Below are 17420 nucleotides of genomic sequence, written 5' to 3'. Positions count from 1 at the left end.
TTTTTGCCTATTTTTCTTCAGGTTTAGACTGATAAGCATCTGTTAACTCCTTCGAAATAGAAGATTTCATTACTTTCAAAAAAGTCTTCTGATCAACTTGAAGATGAACCACCTTGTCCTCAATTTTATTAATTTTTCCGACGATTCCGGAACCTGTAACGACCTCTTTTCCTTTTTCCAAATTAGTGACGAAGTTTCCCTGTTCCTTTTGCTTCTTAGCTTGTGGCCGTATAAAAAATAACCAAAAGACAAGAAAAATGGCACCAAAGATAACCAACTGGAAAATTCCTCCTCCACCTCCTGTTTGTAAGAATATCATTTTATTTCATTTTTTACATATCCCTGAAGATAAAGTCGATCTTCATTGGGATAGCTGTTAGATAATACTAAAATTGATTTATTTTGGTAACCGGATTTACCCTCTGAATCAAATTTAACTTTTATAGATCCTGTATCTCCTGGAGCTATTGCTTTATTTGAGTAATCGGTAACCGTACAGCCACAAGATACTTTAGTATCCAGTATATACAAAGGTTTGGCTCCTATATTCCTGAATTCAAATGACCGTTGAATCACTGCACCGGCTTGAATGGTATCAAAAGAAAGGGTATCTTCTATAAATTCAATGGATGATATTTCGTTGCTATCAAGCACACTTGTCAAACTCACAGGATGGCGTATGATCTCTGAATAATCTGTCATACCATAGCCTGCTTTTCCAGCGGATTCAACGGTACGCCCTTTGTCAGCTTTACATGATAGCAGAAGCACAATGATTGGAAAACATATGAGCTTTTTCATTGCGCGCAAAAATATCAAATTTTCCCATATCTTGGTCCTTATGTATACTGTTCAAAAGCGAATCTACCTTCTGGGGTTCATGGGATCTGGTAAGTCTACTATTGCACGGGAACTTAGTGTTAGATTAGATATTGATTTTGTAGATCTGGACGATTATATTATCAACAAGGAGAATTTATCAGTAAAAAGAATATTTGAGGAAAAAGGGGAGGTCTACTTTCGACAGTTGGAAGCGGAAAGTTTACATGAATTACTTTACAAAAGTCCTTTGATCGTCGCATTAGGAGGAGGCACCCCATGTCACAATGACAACATGACTTTAATTAATCATACTGGAACAAGTTTTTATCTAAAACTAAGTCCACAAGCCCTTACAGATCGATTACTGGAACAAAAAGAACATCGCCCCTTAATTTCATCAGCTCAAACTAAGAGTGACTTAAAGCAGTTAATTGATTCAAAACTACAAAGTAGACTATCTTATTACGAAAAGGCACATCATATCATTGATGGAGCGCAATCTCCTGAAAAAATCACTGAAATGATCGTGCGCCAACTAGATTCTTGATTGTTTTGGCGGGATCTATCAAATTGCCACTTTTGCTACTAGCGGTTGTATATTGGCCATTATCATTGAGCAACTCATAAACTTCCTCTGTCTGAAGAGATGGATTGATACTTTTCATTAAAGCAACCAATCCGGCTACATATGGAGTCGCCATTGACGTACCATTATAGGCTTTATAATCATTTCCAGGAATGGTAGAAAGTATTCCAACACCAGGTGCAGCAATTCCCATCGCTATATCTTCAACTGTATTTGAGAATGTTGCTAAATTTTTGTTTTGATCAATCGCGGCTACGGTAATCACACCTTTCGTATTAGCAGGAGAATAGCCTTTCGCATTCATCCCGGAATTACCAGCTGCAACAACTACAATTGCGCCCTTTGAGTTAGCATATTCGACGGTCTCTCCGTACACTTTTTGTCTTTTATCCGTGCTTCTTCCACCTAACGAAAGCGAAATAACATCTGCTCCGTTATCTGCAGCTTCAATGATACCATCTACTATCTTCTTTTGTGTACCCATACCCATATCATTCAAAACTTTGATAGACGAAATGGTAAAAAAGTCTGGATTAATCAACATGGAAGCTACACCCTTGCCATTGTTACTTACTGCACCGGCAATCCCTGCACAGTGCGTTCCATGACTTTGGACATCAGTATCATATTTACTTCTATGAGATCTGTAATTGACTTTTATATCCTCATGATTAGCATCCACCCCTGTATCAAGTATGAATAAACGAGCTTGCTTTTGCGCTCCTCTATCAATCAATAAATCTTGCAATGCACCTACATTCAAAGCCTCCAATGCCCATTGCTCTGAAGAAAGTGGATCATTGAATTCAGTAGCAATCTCTTTAACATCTAGGTCCGAAACCACAGGTGAAATTTGAATCACTTCGTTTTCTTCAATGTAAGATACTTCATCAAACTTCGCCAGTCTCTTCTTGATTTCGTTTAAGGTAATCGCGTTACTTTGGGGAATATTCAACTGGAGATAATTATCCAGCTCTGTTTTTTCTGCATCCTCGGGTCGAAATGCAATTTGGTAAGAGATGCCTTCTTGACTCAGATATTTAGCTAATGCACCTTCAGGATTGAGATCACTAGGAGAAGTTAGTTTAATGAGTAGTTCAGCATCTTCATCTAGCTTAAAATCTTTAGGACTAAGAATACTCCTGTTTTGATAAACCGTAAAAATCGAAAAACCTGCAATCAAGATCCACGAAATCATTCCAGTTTTAGACTTCCGGGCTAATACACTAACGAAAGATGCAAAGGTGAGGATGATCAAGTCTCGAAAGAGTATTTTCATACTCGAAAAGTCTCGGAGATGAAGATCAAACAGCGCGAATGCATAAGTGATCATCGCTATGATGAAAAGCGTACCAAAAAACCTTCTGAAGAATTTTGTCTTCCCAAGTGTTTGCCATAAGACAAGTAAGGCCAAAGCGCTGATGAAGCTAAACAAATAGAATTCGTGCATGTTTTATTCTCTTTATCGAATTAATAAACATCGCTTAAAAATAAAAGATTCCATCTTTTTTTATGTATTTATTAGAAGGAGACCCATATATATCCGATGAATAGCGCATAATTATACTGGTTAAAATAGGGTAGGAGTAAAGAATTATTATTTTTGCGATCACAAAAGAGATCAGATGTCAGAAGAGAAGAAAATTCATGAAAATGTGATAATAGGCTCAGGACCTGCCGGTTATACTGCCGCTATTTATGCTGCCAGAGCTGGAATGAATCCCATTTTATTCACAGGCTCTGAACCCGGAGGTCAATTGATGATTACCACAGATGTGGAGAATTATCCTGGCTATCCTGACGGAATAATGGGTCCTCAAATGATGGAGGAGTTCCGAAAACAAGCTGAACGATTCGGTACGGAGGTTCGATACGAGATGATCACAGACGTTGATTTCAATGACGAGGTCAAAAAAATCAGAACGGAAGCTGGAGAGGAAATACACGCACATACCGTAGTGATTGCAACAGGTGCATCTGCAAAGTGGTTAGGGTTACCCTCTGAGGAGAAATTAATGAACAAGGGTGTTTCTGCCTGTGCAGTTTGTGATGGTTTCTTTTTTAAAGGCCAGGACGTGATCGTTGTGGGTGGAGGGGATACAGCAGCTGAAGAAGCTACATATCTGGCAAAGCTTTGTACGAAAGTCCATTTGCTGGTCAGAAGAGATGAAATGAGAGCCTCTAAAATAATGCAGGAAAGGGTAATAAAGCAAGATAATATCATCGTACACTGGAATACCAGTACCGAGGAAATTTTAGGTGAGGATAGCGTCATTGGCGCTAAAGTGGTCAATAATAAAACAGGAGAAACGAGTACTATTGATGCAACCGGATTTTTTGTAGCAATAGGACACAAGCCAAATACATCGATATTCAAAGGAATTCTACATATGGATGATCTTGGATACTTAATTACTAAACCAGATAGTACTAAAACCAACATAGAGGGAGTCTTTGCCAGTGGTGATGCTCAGGATCGTATTTACCGTCAGGCTGTTACAGCAGCAGGAACTGGTTGTATGGCAGCACTTGAGGCAGAACGTCTTCTTGCAGAAAAAGGTATTATCTAAAAAAAAATAAAATGGCTAACAAAACGAAATTTAGACCTGGTGTACTTCATGGTGATGAGGTCACTGAACTATTGAACTATGCAAACGAAAATGACTTTGCAATGCCCGCAGCTAATGTTGTAGGTACGAATTCTGTAAATGCTGTATTAGAGGCGGCTAGAGAGGTGGAATCTCCCGTAATCGTACAGTTTTCTAATGGGGGTGCCTCATTCTATGCAGGCAAGGGAATGTCTAACGACAATCAGCAAGCTTCCATTATCGGTGCCGTTTCAGGTGCAATGCATGTTGAACAGGTCGCAAAATACTATGGTGTTACCGTTATATTGCATACCGACCATTGTGCGAAAAATCTTTTGCCGTGGATGGATGGTATGCTTGAGGCTAATGAAAGACATTTTGAGCAATATGGTCACTCCTTATTCAGCTCTCATATGCTGGATCTTTCAGAAGAGCCATTGGAAGAGAATATTGAAATCTCCAAAAAATACCTGGAGAGGATGGACAAAATGGGCATGACCCTGGAGATTGAGCTTGGTGTAACGGGAGGTGAAGAAGATGGTGTAGATAATAGTGATGTAGACAGTTCTAAACTGTACACTCAGCCGGAAGAAGTGGATTATGCCTATGAGGAATTGACAAAAGTAAATGACAAATTTACTGTCGCCGCTGCGTTCGGGAATGTACATGGTGTGTATAAGCCCGGCAACGTAGAATTAAGACCTATCATTCTAAAGAATACGCAGGAATATATCCAAGAGAAGCATAACACTGGACATAATCCTATAAACTTCGTTTTTCACGGAGGATCTGGCTCATCAAGAGAAGACATAAGAGCTGCTATAGAATACGGAGCAGTCAAAATGAATATTGACACCGACCTACAATGGGCAACTTGGGATGGTGTCCATGATTATTACAAGAAAAATAAAGACTATTTGCAAGCACAGATTGGAAACCCTCAGGGAGAAGATGTACCGAACAAAAAGTACTATGATCCCCGGAAATGGTTGCGCGCAGCCGAGGAATCCTTTAGCAAAAGATTGGTTCAGGCATTCGAGGACCTGAATTGCGTAGGTAGAAATAAATAAAGAAAAGGCTCCAGTCAAATGGAGCCTTTTTTAATTAACATATCATTTATACGCTGTTAATTGTGTATAACTTTTACATCACTGGTAGAATAATTTAGATAACCATCATCTCCAGGTATAAATATGTCAAGTAAATTTGCTCCTGCAATTACCTAAAATTCATTCATTTCTTGATTTATTCCGCCCCCAAAATGTAAAATGGCGGTGTTTCCCCTCTTTTTCAAATACAATCTTAAAACAAACAAGATATTAGGCATTGACATACAATCAGTTATACATCAGAAATAATTTGATAACATACCGTTAATATTCGTTCTAAATCAGGGTTTTTCTTAACCAAAACTTAACAATGCAGTAATGTCCAGGTAATATCCCGAATCTATATTTGCATTGTATTACAACACAAAAACATTTTAAACGAATATGAAACAAAATATATACACCATATTACTTCTTGCCATCCTTCTAATTCTTAACAAATTAGACGCTCAGGAACAGGTGATCATCACCAATGCAGATATCACCAACGGGAGCTATAAGTGGACTTCAGATAAGGAATACTTGCTAGATGGTTACGTTATTTTGGAGACCGGCGGGCTTTTGGAAATTGAGGCAGGTACCACTATAAAAGGGATCAACACGCCCTCAAGCGGTGAAGTGACCAGTGCATTAATCATAGACAGAGGAGCTCGCATTGAAGCAATGGGGACAGCTCAAGATCCAATAGTCTTTACTGCAGAGTTAGATGATGGCTCTCTGACTCCTGATGATAAGGGCCTTTGGGGCGGCATCATTATTCTTGGCCATGGTATAGTTGGAGTGAATGGTGGTGAAACCAGCGTAGAAGGTATTGCTTCGACTGAAGGTTTGCTTTATGGTGGCTTCGATAATGCAGATGATTCTGGTATTTTAAGATACGTATCGATTAGACATGGTGGTTCTAAATTAGAGGCCAACAATGAAATCAATGGCCTGACACTAGCTGGTGTTGGTTCAGGAACAGAAATAGATTACATAGAGGTTTTTGCAAATCTTGATGATGGGATAGAACTTTTTGGGGGTGCGGTTAATGTTAAGCATGCTGTGGTCTCCTATTGTGGAGATGATTCATATGATTTTGATCAGTCCTGGGATGGAAAAGGTCAATTTTGGTTCACCATTCAAAATGGTGTAAGCAATAGGGCAGGAGAGTGGGACGGTTCTGAAGCAACAGATTTAACACCGAAAACTTCACCTTTGCTCTCTAATCTTACTTTCATCGGAGCAGGTGTGGACAGCGAAAATGAGGATGGGAATAATGCTATGCAAATAAGAGATGACGGAGCAGCAAAAGTCTACAATTCTATTTTTACAGATTTTGCTGACGGAGCCATTCAATTGGACAATGACGTAAGTGACGACCTGGCGAATGACTCTTACCAGCGTTTCGTTGCAGGAGATATTGAATTTGTGAATAATATATTTTTCAATTTCGGAGATGGTTCCTCCTTAATTGATCTGATAGATACAGATGGAGGTGATGATGATTTACTCGTTGCTCATTTAGAAAATAACAATAATGTAATACTGGATCCTATGTTAGCCGGGGTTTCACGAATGTCTGACAACGGCTTAGACCCCAGGCTAAATGCCAATTCTACTGCCCTTATTGGAGCCACATTACTGAATGATCCGTTTTTTGATCCCGTTGTTTACAAAGGTGCTTTTGGAAATGATGATAATTGGGCTGCAGGTTGGACTGCTCTGTCCCAAAGAGGCTTTTTAGGTGACTTGGTGATACCTGTTGCTAATGATGTCATCATCGTGAAAGACGAGGATATAAATGCAGGAGAGACCTATTATATGACTGCAAACAATACTTACATTCTTGATGGTTATGTATTTGTAGAAGCTGGTGCAACTTTAATTATTGAAGCTGGTACCATCATAAAGGGTAAAGGACTGCCATCTGGAGGTGAAAAATCATCTGCTTTGATCATCTCTCAAGGAGGAAGAATTGAAGCCATCGGAACCGCAGATGCACCGATCATTTTCACAGCTGAATTTGACGAACCAGGAAATACTTCTTTAACCAAAGATGATAAAGGACTTTGGGGTGGTATCGTCATATTGGGAAAAGCCACTGTCGGTGTCAATAGTGGGGTGACCAATGTGGAAGGAATTCCTTCTACTGAAAATAGAGCTCAATACGGAGGAGATGAGGACGATGATGATTCTGGCATCTTAAAATACGTTTCCATCAGACATGGAGGAGATAAGTTAGAGGCCAATAATGAAATCAACGGACTAACATTGGCAGGTGTCGGATCAGAAACCATTATTGATTACATCGAAGTTTATGCGAATTTGGATGATGGGATCGAGTGGTTTGGTGGAACAGTCAATGTCAATCATGCCATTGTAGCCTTTTGTGGCGATGATTCTTATGATTATGATCAATCATGGGATGGAAAAGGCCAATTTTGGTTTTCTATTCAGGATGAGAATAGTGACACAGGAGGTGAATGGGATGGATCAGAGGCCACAGACCTTACTCCAAAGGCTTCACCAGTTCTTGCTAATTTGACCTTTATTGGTGCAGGAACTGAGAGCAACGATGAAAACAATGCCATCAAGTTAAGAGACGACGGAGCAGCCCAAGTATACAACTCGGTTTTCACTGAATTCGCGAACGACGCGATCAGATTAGATAATGATGTCAGTGCCGATCTTTTGAATGATAGCTATCAAAGATTTCTCGCAGGTGACATTGTTTTTAGCCATAATGTATTTTTCAATATAGGTGGTGAATCAGATTTTTCTGCGATCGTTACAACTGATGGTGGTGAGGATGCTCTGTTGGTCACACACTTAACGACGAATTCCAATATCTATGCTGATCCCGGAATTGCAGGAATTTCCCGCAATAATGATGGTGGTCTCGATCCAAGAATTAACGGTGCAGGTGCTGCATGGGGTGCTGCAACGACGTTGGCGGATGACTATTTTCAGGCAACTGGATATTCAGGAGCTTTTTTTACTACTAACTGGGCAGAAGGGTGGACTGCTTTATCTGCCAATGGTTTCTTCGGAAACCTGATTTCAGACGTGGACGATGTTGATGACTTTATCACAGGAAAAAGTTTACATGTTTTTCCTAACCCGGTTTCTAACGGCCACCTTAGCATAGTTTTAGATCTTGATGAAACCAAGAATATTGCAGTCAACATCACAGATATGAACGGCAGACTTGTTAAGTCAGTCTCGTCAGCAGAGCATTATGTAGCAGGAAAGTATCAACTCGAGGTAGATGTCCATAATTTAAGCAACGGCTTTTATATGGTCAATGTCATCTCGGCAAAAGGAATATTTTCCAATAAAATAATAATTACAAAATAGTCAAATACTGAAGATGAATCCTGCTATTGTGGGATTCATCTTTATTCATTTAATAAATCTAGTGCTAAAGATGAAACTTATTCAATTTATTCTGGCCTTGCTTTTGACCATCCCTGTGATGGGTCAAAAGGGCAAAGTGGCTGGAACACTCACTGATAAAAATTCAGGTGAGACCCTTATCAGTGCCTATATATATGTAGAAGGTACCGATATCGTGGAAGCTTCTGACTTCGACGGCAAGTATTCGATCGAACTTGATCCTGGAACCTATACACTAAAGTATACGTACATTGGATTTGGAGACAAGTTGGTCAATGAAGTAGTTGTGAAAGATGGTGAAGTCACTTATCTGGATGTGGCAATGGACGAAGGATCTGAACAACTTGATGAAGTGGTGGTCACGGCCAGAATCATTGACAAAACTGAAAATTCAGTTTTATTACTTAGAAAGAAGTCTGACCAGATTCAAGATGGATTATCTTCTCAGGAAATGAGAAAATTTGCTGTGGGCAGCGTGGCATCAGCAGTCACTAAAGTTACTGCGGTAAGTGTCGAAGACGGTAAATATGTTAATATTCGGGGATTGGGAGATCGATATTCCATTTCACAGTTGAATGGACTGGCACTTCCTAGTATCGATCCATATAGAAACAGTGCACAATTGGATTTGATTCCTACTAATTTACTGGACAATATCATTACTTCTAAGACATTTTCTCCAGACCAACCGGGTAATTTTGCCGGAGGGAATCTGAACATCAAAACAAAAAGTTTTCCGGAAGCCAGGACATTTTCAGTTTCTCTATCTACCGGTTATAATCCACAAACACATTTGCGTAACGACTTTTTAACACACGATGGAGGGAATCTGGATTGGCTCGGATATGGATCAGCAGCTAGAGCCAGACCGGATATCTTTGATGACCCTCAAGTAAAGCAATACATGACCAAAAACGCAGAACTTTTTGCCCGAATTCAAGGCAATGAAGAAGCTGCCAATACCATTGACAAGGTCGTGAATGCTGTGGATAGAAACTTTGTTCCTCATCAAACCACTCAATTCCTTGACCGCGGAGTTTCAGTTTCTTATGGGAATAGCTGGTCTGTTTCGGGCGAAGGGAAATTGGGTATTCTCGCAGCTGCATCTTATCAAACAAGTTTCCAACACATTCCGGATTTAAAGGAAGAAAGGTGGTTCCTGTTTTCCATAGATGCTAAAGAACTGATTAATTTAGGTCAATATCAAGGACCGGAAAGTACCATTAATCCGGTGCTGAATGGTTTATTTGGATTGGCCTACAAATTCAACAACCTGAATAGTATCAATTTCAATTTGGTATACAATCACAATTCCGAAAAAGAAAGTGAATACTTCAGAGGACCACGCCCTCCAAATATTGAAAACGAGTTTATTTTTGAAGGCAGGTCCAATCTCTTCAGAGAAAGGGAAATGATCAATTATCAGTTGACTGGAAATCACGTGATACCTGCTGCCAATAATCTGGAGATCAACTGGAGTGGAAGTTATGTCAATGCAGGCCTAAATGCTCCAAACCTGAGATACTTTTCAAACCAATTTAATCTGGAAACCGGCAAAAGCTCTATACCTCTTTCAAATGTCGACGATCCATTAATGTTTTGGAGAAATTTGGATGACGAGATCTGTAATGGAAAGATTGATTTTGAATTCCCTGTAAATCTAGGTTTGAGCGCTCCATCAAAGATCAAGTTTGGTGGATTATATTCAGCAAAAGACCGAAATTTTGACGAATTCCGATATATTTTCTTTTCTCCACCTAACGGTAATCGATTTGATGGAGATTTTGAAGCTTTTCTCGGTGATGATAATGTAGGAATTCTGGACAAAGAAGAGACCAGCAATAAGACCAGGTACATCATAGGCAATTACTTGCTTAATAATTCTAGCCTCGGAAACGCATATGTTGGCACAGAAAATATAACGGCGGCTTACCTCATGGGCAACTTTCAGCTTACAGATCAATTTAAGATAGTAGCTGGTGCGAGATATGAGTATACGGATATTTCAGTTGCCAGTAAAGATACCATGGCAGCAGATTCTGTGAGATTTGGTAATATCCTGGGTGGAGACTTGTTGCCATCTGTAAATATGATTTATAGTTTATCGGAAAACATGAATCTCCGAGGTAGTTACAATCATACATTGGCCAGACCTAATTTGAGAGAAATTGCTCCTTTTTCACAGTTCGATCCGATCACAACAGAGTTCATCATCGGCAATCCTGGGCTTAAGAAAACAAATATTGTTAATGCGGACCTGAGATGGGAATTGTTCCTACAGCCAGGTGAAATTGTTTCAGCAGGGGTTTTCTATAAAAGCTTTACAAATCCTATCGTATCTATTTATAGAAACTCAACGAATCCCGAGCTTCAGTTTTCAAACGTGGATAAAGGAAATATTTACGGACTTGAATTTGAGTTTAGGAAAAATCTTGATTTCATTACACCTGTATTAAAGAACTATAAATTCAGTTCTAATGTAGCGTTGATCAAGTCTTCTACAATTGTAGAAGATCAGACTGGCGAAGGTTTAGATCCGGCACAGAGACCATTTGTTGGTCAAGCTCCTTTGCTCCTTAATGCCAGCATCAATTACTCCTTGCCTGAGTCGAATTTTGATGCAGTTTTAGCCTACAACTATACAGCAGATAAGCTTTCTAACATCAGTAGAAATGGAACACCTGATGTATATCAGAGAGCCAGACACCAATTGGACTTTACACTGGCTAAGAAATTTGATAGAATTTCATTGGCATTATCCGTAAAGAACATATTGAATGACGATTACACAAGATCTATGGAGTTCTTCGGCAATGAATACATCTATAGAAGTTATAGACTTGGACAGGATGTAGGATTAACGATTTCCTACAACTTGTAGAAGAAGCACTAGTATTTAGGAACTTGAAGTTCCAAGAGGCTATCCACAGGGTAGCCTCTTTTTTTATATGACAACGGTACCCAGCTCCCTGAGTAATTCTTTGTGCTCCTGTTCCAACTTGTTAAAAGCCTTTAGATACAGCAGGAATTGCTTTCCATCTGATCGATCCATTTCACTGATATAGTTTCTGGTTTCTTTAACCAACTTTCGCAATTTTCTTTCTCTTAAACGCATCACTACTTGTTCGCAATCCAATTCGTGATTTTCGTCAGGTGGTTTTTGTGTTTGCAGTTCGAGTCCTTTTCCACTCCAATTCGCATAAGAATATTGCGTTGAGCTTAAATCTACAGCCAATTTGGCGATGGAAGTGTCCATGTGGTTGATGAAAAACTGTTCATTGACGATGCCACCTTTTTCCTTTTCCTCTCTGCTAAGCCTAACCATTTTAGCGTAGTATTCATTGTCAAACTTATCCAGGATATCTGATACATTTTCAATAATAAAATCTAATACTGTCGTTTCAGTTTCAGAATTTAAAGGTTTATCGGCAAAATTGACCAAAACTCTAATTAAAGCTTTTTCCTGGTGCTCATCAGAGTTATAGTCTCTCTCTTTGATAGGTTTGTACTGACTTTGACCTCCTTGCTCACTGGGAAATGGAGGTTCTTCGTAGCGTTCTTCCTTGTAAGTATTAAATCTCTGTTTTTTTTGTTCACTACGAATGAGTTCATTAGACTCTCTGTGCAATATGCTTTCGTCTAGTTCCAGTAGGGTAGCGTACTGCTTAATGTATAATGATCTCCTAAGCGTATCAGGTATCTTCGATATGGATTCTATAATACTTTTAACAGCAATGGATTTCTGAATCGGATCATTCGCTGTTTCTTCCATTAACAATTCCGTCTTAAAAAGAATGAAATCTTTGGCATTTTCCTCAATGAATGACCTAAAGGCATCTGTCCCTTGCTTTTTTAAAAAGGAATCAGGATCCTCTCCCTCAGGCAGCAAGACTAACTTCACGTTCATGTCTTGCGCAAGAATCATGTCCATTCCCCGCAAAGCAGCTTTGATACCAGCACTATCACCGTCAAATAAGACTTTAATATTTGGAGAATATCTTTTAATCAAACGCACCTGATCTTCAGTCAATGAGGTGCCTGATGCTGCTACTACATTTTCGATTCCACCCTGATTGAGGGTAATGACATCTGTGTAGCCTTCAACCAATATACATTCATCCCTTTTCCTGATTTCATTTTTCGCATGATACAGGCCATATAGCGTTTTTCGTTTATTGTAAATTTCAGATTCCGTTGAATTGATATACTTGGGAATCTTTTTGTCACTGCTCAATGTCCTTCCGCCAAATCCAATGACTTTCCCACTAAGGTTATGGATAGAGAACATGACCCTTGCATTAAAAAAATCTCTTTCCTCCTTGATTAAACCGAGTTTGGCAGCCGTTTCCAGATTGTATTGACCGTCCTTCAAGGCTTGATATAGTGCTGTTCTGTCCTTGACGGCATAACCTAATCCAAATTTCTTAATGGTCGATTCGTTATATCCTCTTTCTTTAAAATAGCTCACCCCAATACTTCTTCCTTCTTCCGTTTCAAACAAACTGCCCGAAAAGAAAGATTTGGCAAATTCATTGACAATAAACAGCGTTTCGCGCTCATCTCTTTTCGCTAATTCTTCCTCCGTACGTTCTGTTTCCTCCAGTTCTATGTTATATTTAGCTGCTAACCAACGAATGGCTTCGATAAAGCTTAGTTTTTCATGCTCCATCATGAATTGCACTGAATTGCCTCCACGGCCACAACCAAAACATTTAAAGATGCCCTTAGCAGGTGATACCACAAAGGAGGGCGTCTTTTCATTATGGAAAGGGCAATTCCCTTTATAATTGACCCCAGCTTTTTTCAGATGGACAAACTCATCTACCACCTCCTCAATCTGAGCAGTGTCAATTACTTTCTGTACGGATTCTTGTTTAATCATTGATCTCCAAATAACATATCCTGTATGGAAAATACACCTTTTTTATTCTTAATCCATACCGCAGCTTCATAGGCCCCTTTCGCAAATCCTCTTCTAGAATGCGCGGTATGCTTAATTTCAATGCTGTCTATCGGGGAATGATATTCAATAGTATGAGTACCAGGCGTCTTGCCTATTCTTTTCGAATGGATGTCAATTTCCTTTACGGATTCAAATCGGCTATTTTTTTCAACGATACCTTCAGCTAATGTGATGGCTGTTCCTGAAGGCGCGTCCAGTTTTTCAGTGTGGTGAATTTCTTCCATGCTTACCCTGTACTCTTGATAACCACTCATCTTTTCAGCCAAGAACTTATTAACTTCAAAAAAAATGTTCACACCAATACTGAAATTTGAGGCATACATAAAAGTTCCATCGTTTTTGTGGCAAATACGTACCAATTCGTCATATCTGTGTAACCATCCTGTTGTGCCTGATATGACGGGTATTTGATTGACCACGCAGTACTTGAGATTTTCAAAGGCACTTTCTGGGTTGGTAAATTCAATGGCCACGTCGACGTTTTCACGGTTCATATGATTCAATTGGTCACTGCTGTTTCTATCTATGATAAAAACCACCCCATCACCATGCTGTTCTGCGAGTTCGTGTATCGTTTTACCCATCTTGCCGTATCCTATTAAAGCGATTTTCATCTATATGCCATTTGCATACAAAGATAACACCCTCTTTTAATATCCAATAAATTATATATTTTTGCCTTGCACGAAACTATATATTATGGGTTGGTTTAAAAGACTTAAGACAGGAATACAGACAGCGACCAAATTTAAGAAGGAAGCACCTGACGGTCTGTGGTATAAATGTAAAGATTGCAATGAAACCACCACCCGAAAAGAATTAAAAGAGAATGTATTCAAATGTCCACATTGTAACTATCACGTTAGGATAGGGTCCCATGATTATTTTGACATCATATTCGACGGTAACTACACAGAAATGTTTTCCGATATTATCTCGAAAGATGTTTTAAATTTCCAGGATGTTAAAAAATATACGGATCGTTTAAGTGCAGCTTTAAGTAAAACGGATCTGACTGATGCTATTTCAGTTGCGTCAGGGAAAGTCAATAAAAAGCCATTGGTTATTGCAGCAATGGACTTTACTTTTATAGGTGGATCTATGGGTACAGTGGTCGGTGAGCGAATATCAAGGGCTATTGATTATTGTCTTGATGAAAGGGTACCCTTAATGATTATCTCTAAATCAGGTGGCGCTCGAATGATGGAGTCTGCCTTTTCACTCATGCAAATGGCCAAGACAGCTGCTAAGCTGAGTCTTATGGCCAAAGCAGGTGTTCCATACTTAAGCTTTATGACAGACCCTACCACAGGGGGCGTTACAGCTTCATATGCTATGTTAGGTGACATCAATTTCTCTGAGCCGAAAGCATTGATCGGATTCGCGGGCCCGAGAGTCATTAAAGAGACCATCAAACAAGAGTTGCCAGAAGGTTTTCAAACCTCTGAATTTTTGCTTGACCACGGATTTCTGGATTTCATTGTAGATCGTGCAGATTTAAAAGAGAGAATTGCTGAGTTGCTGCTATTGCTTGACAAAACATACGAGGGCGAAGAGGAATTGGAAGAGGAGAAGGAAGTGGTTGAGAAGCGTTAAATCATCTGATATAGAAGACTCGATTTTACCTGGTAAATGATCTATTATCGTTAAATTGTTGTATGTCAAACTTTAGACACATCATTTTCATTTTTGCAATATTTCAAATGTGGTCTTGTACAAAAGATCAAATTGACAAAGATGCACTTCTGCAAGGTGAAGTATATTTTCAGATAGAAAGACTGAATTCGGATTCTAATTATGTTTCTCGTGTAGCTAAACATAGCTTGATTTACAAAGAGGAAAGATGGAATAAGTATGATGATGGGACAGTAAATCTTCGAAAAGAAATGTCATATCTACTTACATTGGAAAACGGAGAGGAAGTAAATATGAGTTTGAGCTTTAGAAAACTGGAACGGAATGATGATTTACTTATTCTTAGATCAGGTCGAGGAACGGACACCTGGGAATATATTTCCATCAATGATGAACTGGATCGCTTTTATTTGAATTGCGATCAAATACTAATGTCGACTAATAACACTTATCTTTTTAAAGATCAATCATTCGCAAATCTCCAAATAGATAAAGCAGCCACCGCAATAGTGGGTGATCGAGAATTGCCCTATATCGAATTTAAGATGAATGGCTTTTCATATGGAGCCTATGACCAACAAGGAATGCATTCGCCTTACTATATGATTAGCGAAGGTAGTTTCAAAGGAATCATTGACTAGAAAACAAAGCTATTCTTCTCTGATCACCACAAAATTCGGGTTAAAAGGATCTAATGCAGATTTTAAACTTTTTATAAATTCGCCGCCGTGCTTCAAGTAATAGGGAATAAAGTTGTCTTTCCTTTCTTGTAAGCCCCCAGACGGAAAAATCTTATCGTGTAATTTTCTGATTTTGTTGAGATCATTTTCATGTCGATCTTTTTCGGTCCTGATCAATCTGGAACTAAGCTGTTCAAATGATTTAAAAGCTTTGACCCCACTGGCTTCAATAGATTTTGCAAGGTTGGGGTCAATGGGTTTGGCTTTAGAACTCAAAAGATCATAAGCTTTTTGAAAATGACTGAATTCCTCAGAAAATTCCAGCTCTGCTGAAGCATTGGCCTTAACGAAAGACCTGATCCAGTCATCTTCTGTCAGAAAAAGTTCATTCAAGCCAATACCATATTTTTCCATTTGTTTTTGCTCGCCTTTACCAATCCAAAGCACGGAGTTTCTTCTCACAAGTATAGGAAAACTGACATTGAATGCTTCAAATTGGGATTTGCGCTCAGTCCAGTAAGCGATCTCACCACCACCTCCCAGATAGGCAAGATTGGGTAAAATGACTTCCTGATAAACGGGGCGCATGACCACATTCGGAGAAAATCTTTCCGGATGGTTTTCAATTTCTTCACGGAGTTCATCTTCTGTGAAAGTGAGATCTGTATCAAGAACCACAAATTTATCGCCCTCTAACTCAATACGATCTCTTCTGCCCTCCTGTAAATAAAAAAAGTTGATGGCTCTGGCATGTGCCTGACCTTTAAGGTCCAAAGCTTCCAGTTTATTTTGGGTTGCTACTATCAAATCCTGTGATGGTCTTTCGAAAATCTCTCTTTTAATGAAAGGAATGAATTGTGATTTGAGCATTTTATGGTCGGTGACGATAAGAACCAAATCATAGCTTTTGAACAATTGATGAACCATTCTAAAGACTGCTTGATTGTAGTTTTCAATGCCATCAAAAGAGGTCGATATGATTTTTCTTAGTTCATCTGCAAAGTTAGAGGAACCCAAAATTTCGTAAACCCTTTCCAGAACCGGATCAAGCGACTTCGTGTCCATTCTTCCCACTGCTCCGCCTTGTTCGTTTTCCCAAACGATCTCTTTTCCGAAAAGGTTGAGGTGATTTACTTCCTCAAAATCATGGTCTTCACTCCCGATGATAAATACTGGGATGATGTTTTCCTTGTAAGTTTGATTAAGTTTTTCAGCCAGGTTGATCACACTGACAATCTTGTAGATGTAGTACAAAGGTCCTGTCAGAAGGCTTGGTTGGTGTGCAGTAATTACAGTAAAAGTGTCCTCTTTTTTTAGAAGTTCAATGTTATCAGTAGGAGGATGATCAATCCCAGCTTTCTTATACTGTTCTTTAATGACTTCAACCAGGGTTTTTCTATCGACAGGAAATTGCTTTCTTTGATCGATCTTTTTTTCAAAAGCTTCTAGGCTAAAAGGCAATTCAAGAAAGTCTTTATACTTGTCAGGCTCGGTCTGAAAACTAATATCTCTTTTTGAAAGTTGGTCGACTTTGGAAAATGGAAAAAAATCAAGTTGCATTTAATCTTCGTTTTGCTACATTAAGGTGTGCAAGATATAAAGTATAGGTAAACGGTGAGGGTTTGTATAGGTTTTAAAAATTCTTATGTTTTTCAAAGC

At 39.0% G+C, this 17420-nt stretch carries 13 protein-coding genes; 7 read left to right on the top strand and 6 right to left on the bottom strand.

Features of this window, described 5'->3' with window-relative positions; all coding sequences use genetic code 11:
- Window positions 1–7: 7 nt before the first annotated feature.
- Window positions 8–319, bottom strand: a complete 312-nt coding sequence (gene yajC / locus L2567_RS16940) for a preprotein translocase subunit YajC (protein ID WP_235299001.1) — start codon at window positions 317–319, stop codon at window positions 8–10.
- Window positions 316–801, bottom strand: coding sequence for a DUF1573 domain-containing protein (locus L2567_RS16935; RefSeq protein WP_235299000.1), 486 nt, complete (start codon window positions 799–801; stop codon window positions 316–318). The genes yajC and L2567_RS16935 overlap by 4 nt, the downstream gene beginning before the upstream one ends.
- A gap of 40 nt (window positions 802–841) precedes the next feature.
- Between L2567_RS16935 and L2567_RS16930 the strand changes: the two genes are divergently transcribed.
- Entirely contained in the window at window positions 842–1369 is a 528-nt protein-coding gene (locus tag L2567_RS16930) for a shikimate kinase (RefSeq protein WP_235298999.1), read from the top strand.
- Here L2567_RS16930 and L2567_RS16925 read toward each other — a convergent pair.
- Window positions 1335–2687 (bottom strand): S8 family serine peptidase, encoded by a 1353-nt coding sequence (locus L2567_RS16925; protein WP_235298998.1) that lies wholly within the window; start codon window positions 2685–2687, stop codon window positions 1335–1337. The two genes, L2567_RS16930 and L2567_RS16925, sit on opposite strands and share 35 nt — an antisense overlap.
- 346 nt (window positions 2688–3033) lie before the next feature.
- Between L2567_RS16925 and trxB the strand changes: the two genes are divergently transcribed.
- From trxB to L2567_RS16905, 4 genes are all read left to right on the top strand, one after another.
- The gene (gene trxB / locus L2567_RS16920; RefSeq protein ID WP_235298997.1) at window positions 3034–3978 is read left to right on the top strand and encodes a thioredoxin-disulfide reductase; all 945 of its coding nucleotides are present in this window, start codon (window positions 3034–3036) and stop codon (window positions 3976–3978) included.
- An 11-nt stretch (window positions 3979–3989) separates the two neighbouring features.
- The gene (gene fbaA, locus L2567_RS16915; protein ID WP_235298996.1) at window positions 3990–5066 is read left to right on the top strand and encodes a class II fructose-bisphosphate aldolase; all 1077 of its coding nucleotides are present in this window, start codon (window positions 3990–3992) and stop codon (window positions 5064–5066) included.
- 423 nt (window positions 5067–5489) lie between these two features.
- Window positions 5490–8444, top strand: coding sequence for a T9SS type A sorting domain-containing protein (locus L2567_RS16910; RefSeq protein ID WP_235298995.1), 2955 nt, complete (start codon window positions 5490–5492; stop codon window positions 8442–8444).
- A gap of 70 nt (window positions 8445–8514) precedes the next feature.
- Window positions 8515–11364: a TonB-dependent receptor gene (locus L2567_RS16905; protein WP_235298994.1), complete on the top strand. Its 2850-nt coding sequence runs from the start codon at window positions 8515–8517 to the stop codon at window positions 11362–11364.
- A 63-nt stretch (window positions 11365–11427) separates the two neighbouring features.
- Here the strand turns inward: L2567_RS16905 and dnaG are convergent, their stop codons facing one another.
- Window positions 11428–13365 carry a DNA primase gene (dnaG, locus tag L2567_RS16900; protein ID WP_235298993.1) on the bottom strand — a complete coding sequence of 646 codons (1938 nt, stop codon included), beginning with the start codon at window positions 13363–13365 and terminating at the stop codon, window positions 11428–11430.
- Entirely contained in the window at window positions 13362–14060 is a 699-nt protein-coding gene (gene dapB, locus L2567_RS16895; protein WP_235298992.1) for a 4-hydroxy-tetrahydrodipicolinate reductase, read from the bottom strand. The genes dnaG and dapB overlap by 4 nt, the downstream gene beginning before the upstream one ends.
- A gap of 85 nt (window positions 14061–14145) precedes the next feature.
- On the opposite strand from dapB, the gene accD reads away from it, so the two are divergent.
- Window positions 14146–15042: an acetyl-CoA carboxylase, carboxyltransferase subunit beta gene (accD, locus tag L2567_RS16890; RefSeq protein ID WP_235298991.1), complete on the top strand. Its 897-nt coding sequence runs from the start codon at window positions 14146–14148 to the stop codon at window positions 15040–15042.
- A gap of 62 nt (window positions 15043–15104) precedes the next feature.
- Window positions 15105–15722, top strand: a complete 618-nt coding sequence (locus tag L2567_RS16885; protein WP_235298990.1) for a hypothetical protein — start codon at window positions 15105–15107, stop codon at window positions 15720–15722.
- A 9-nt stretch (window positions 15723–15731) separates the two neighbouring features.
- Here L2567_RS16885 and bshC read toward each other — a convergent pair whose 3' ends face one another.
- Complete coding sequence (gene bshC, locus L2567_RS16880) at window positions 15732–17321, bottom strand: bacillithiol biosynthesis cysteine-adding enzyme BshC (RefSeq protein ID WP_235298989.1); 1590 nt, start codon at window positions 17319–17321, stop codon at window positions 15732–15734.
- Window positions 17322–17420 lie beyond the last annotated feature (99 nt).

Source organism: Portibacter marinus, from assembly GCF_021533195.1.
Classification (GTDB): Bacteria; Bacteroidota; Bacteroidia; order Chitinophagales; family Saprospiraceae; genus Portibacter; species Portibacter marinus.
Note: the sequence above shows the minus strand (reverse complement) of the source record. Positions and strands in the feature narration are given on the sequence as shown.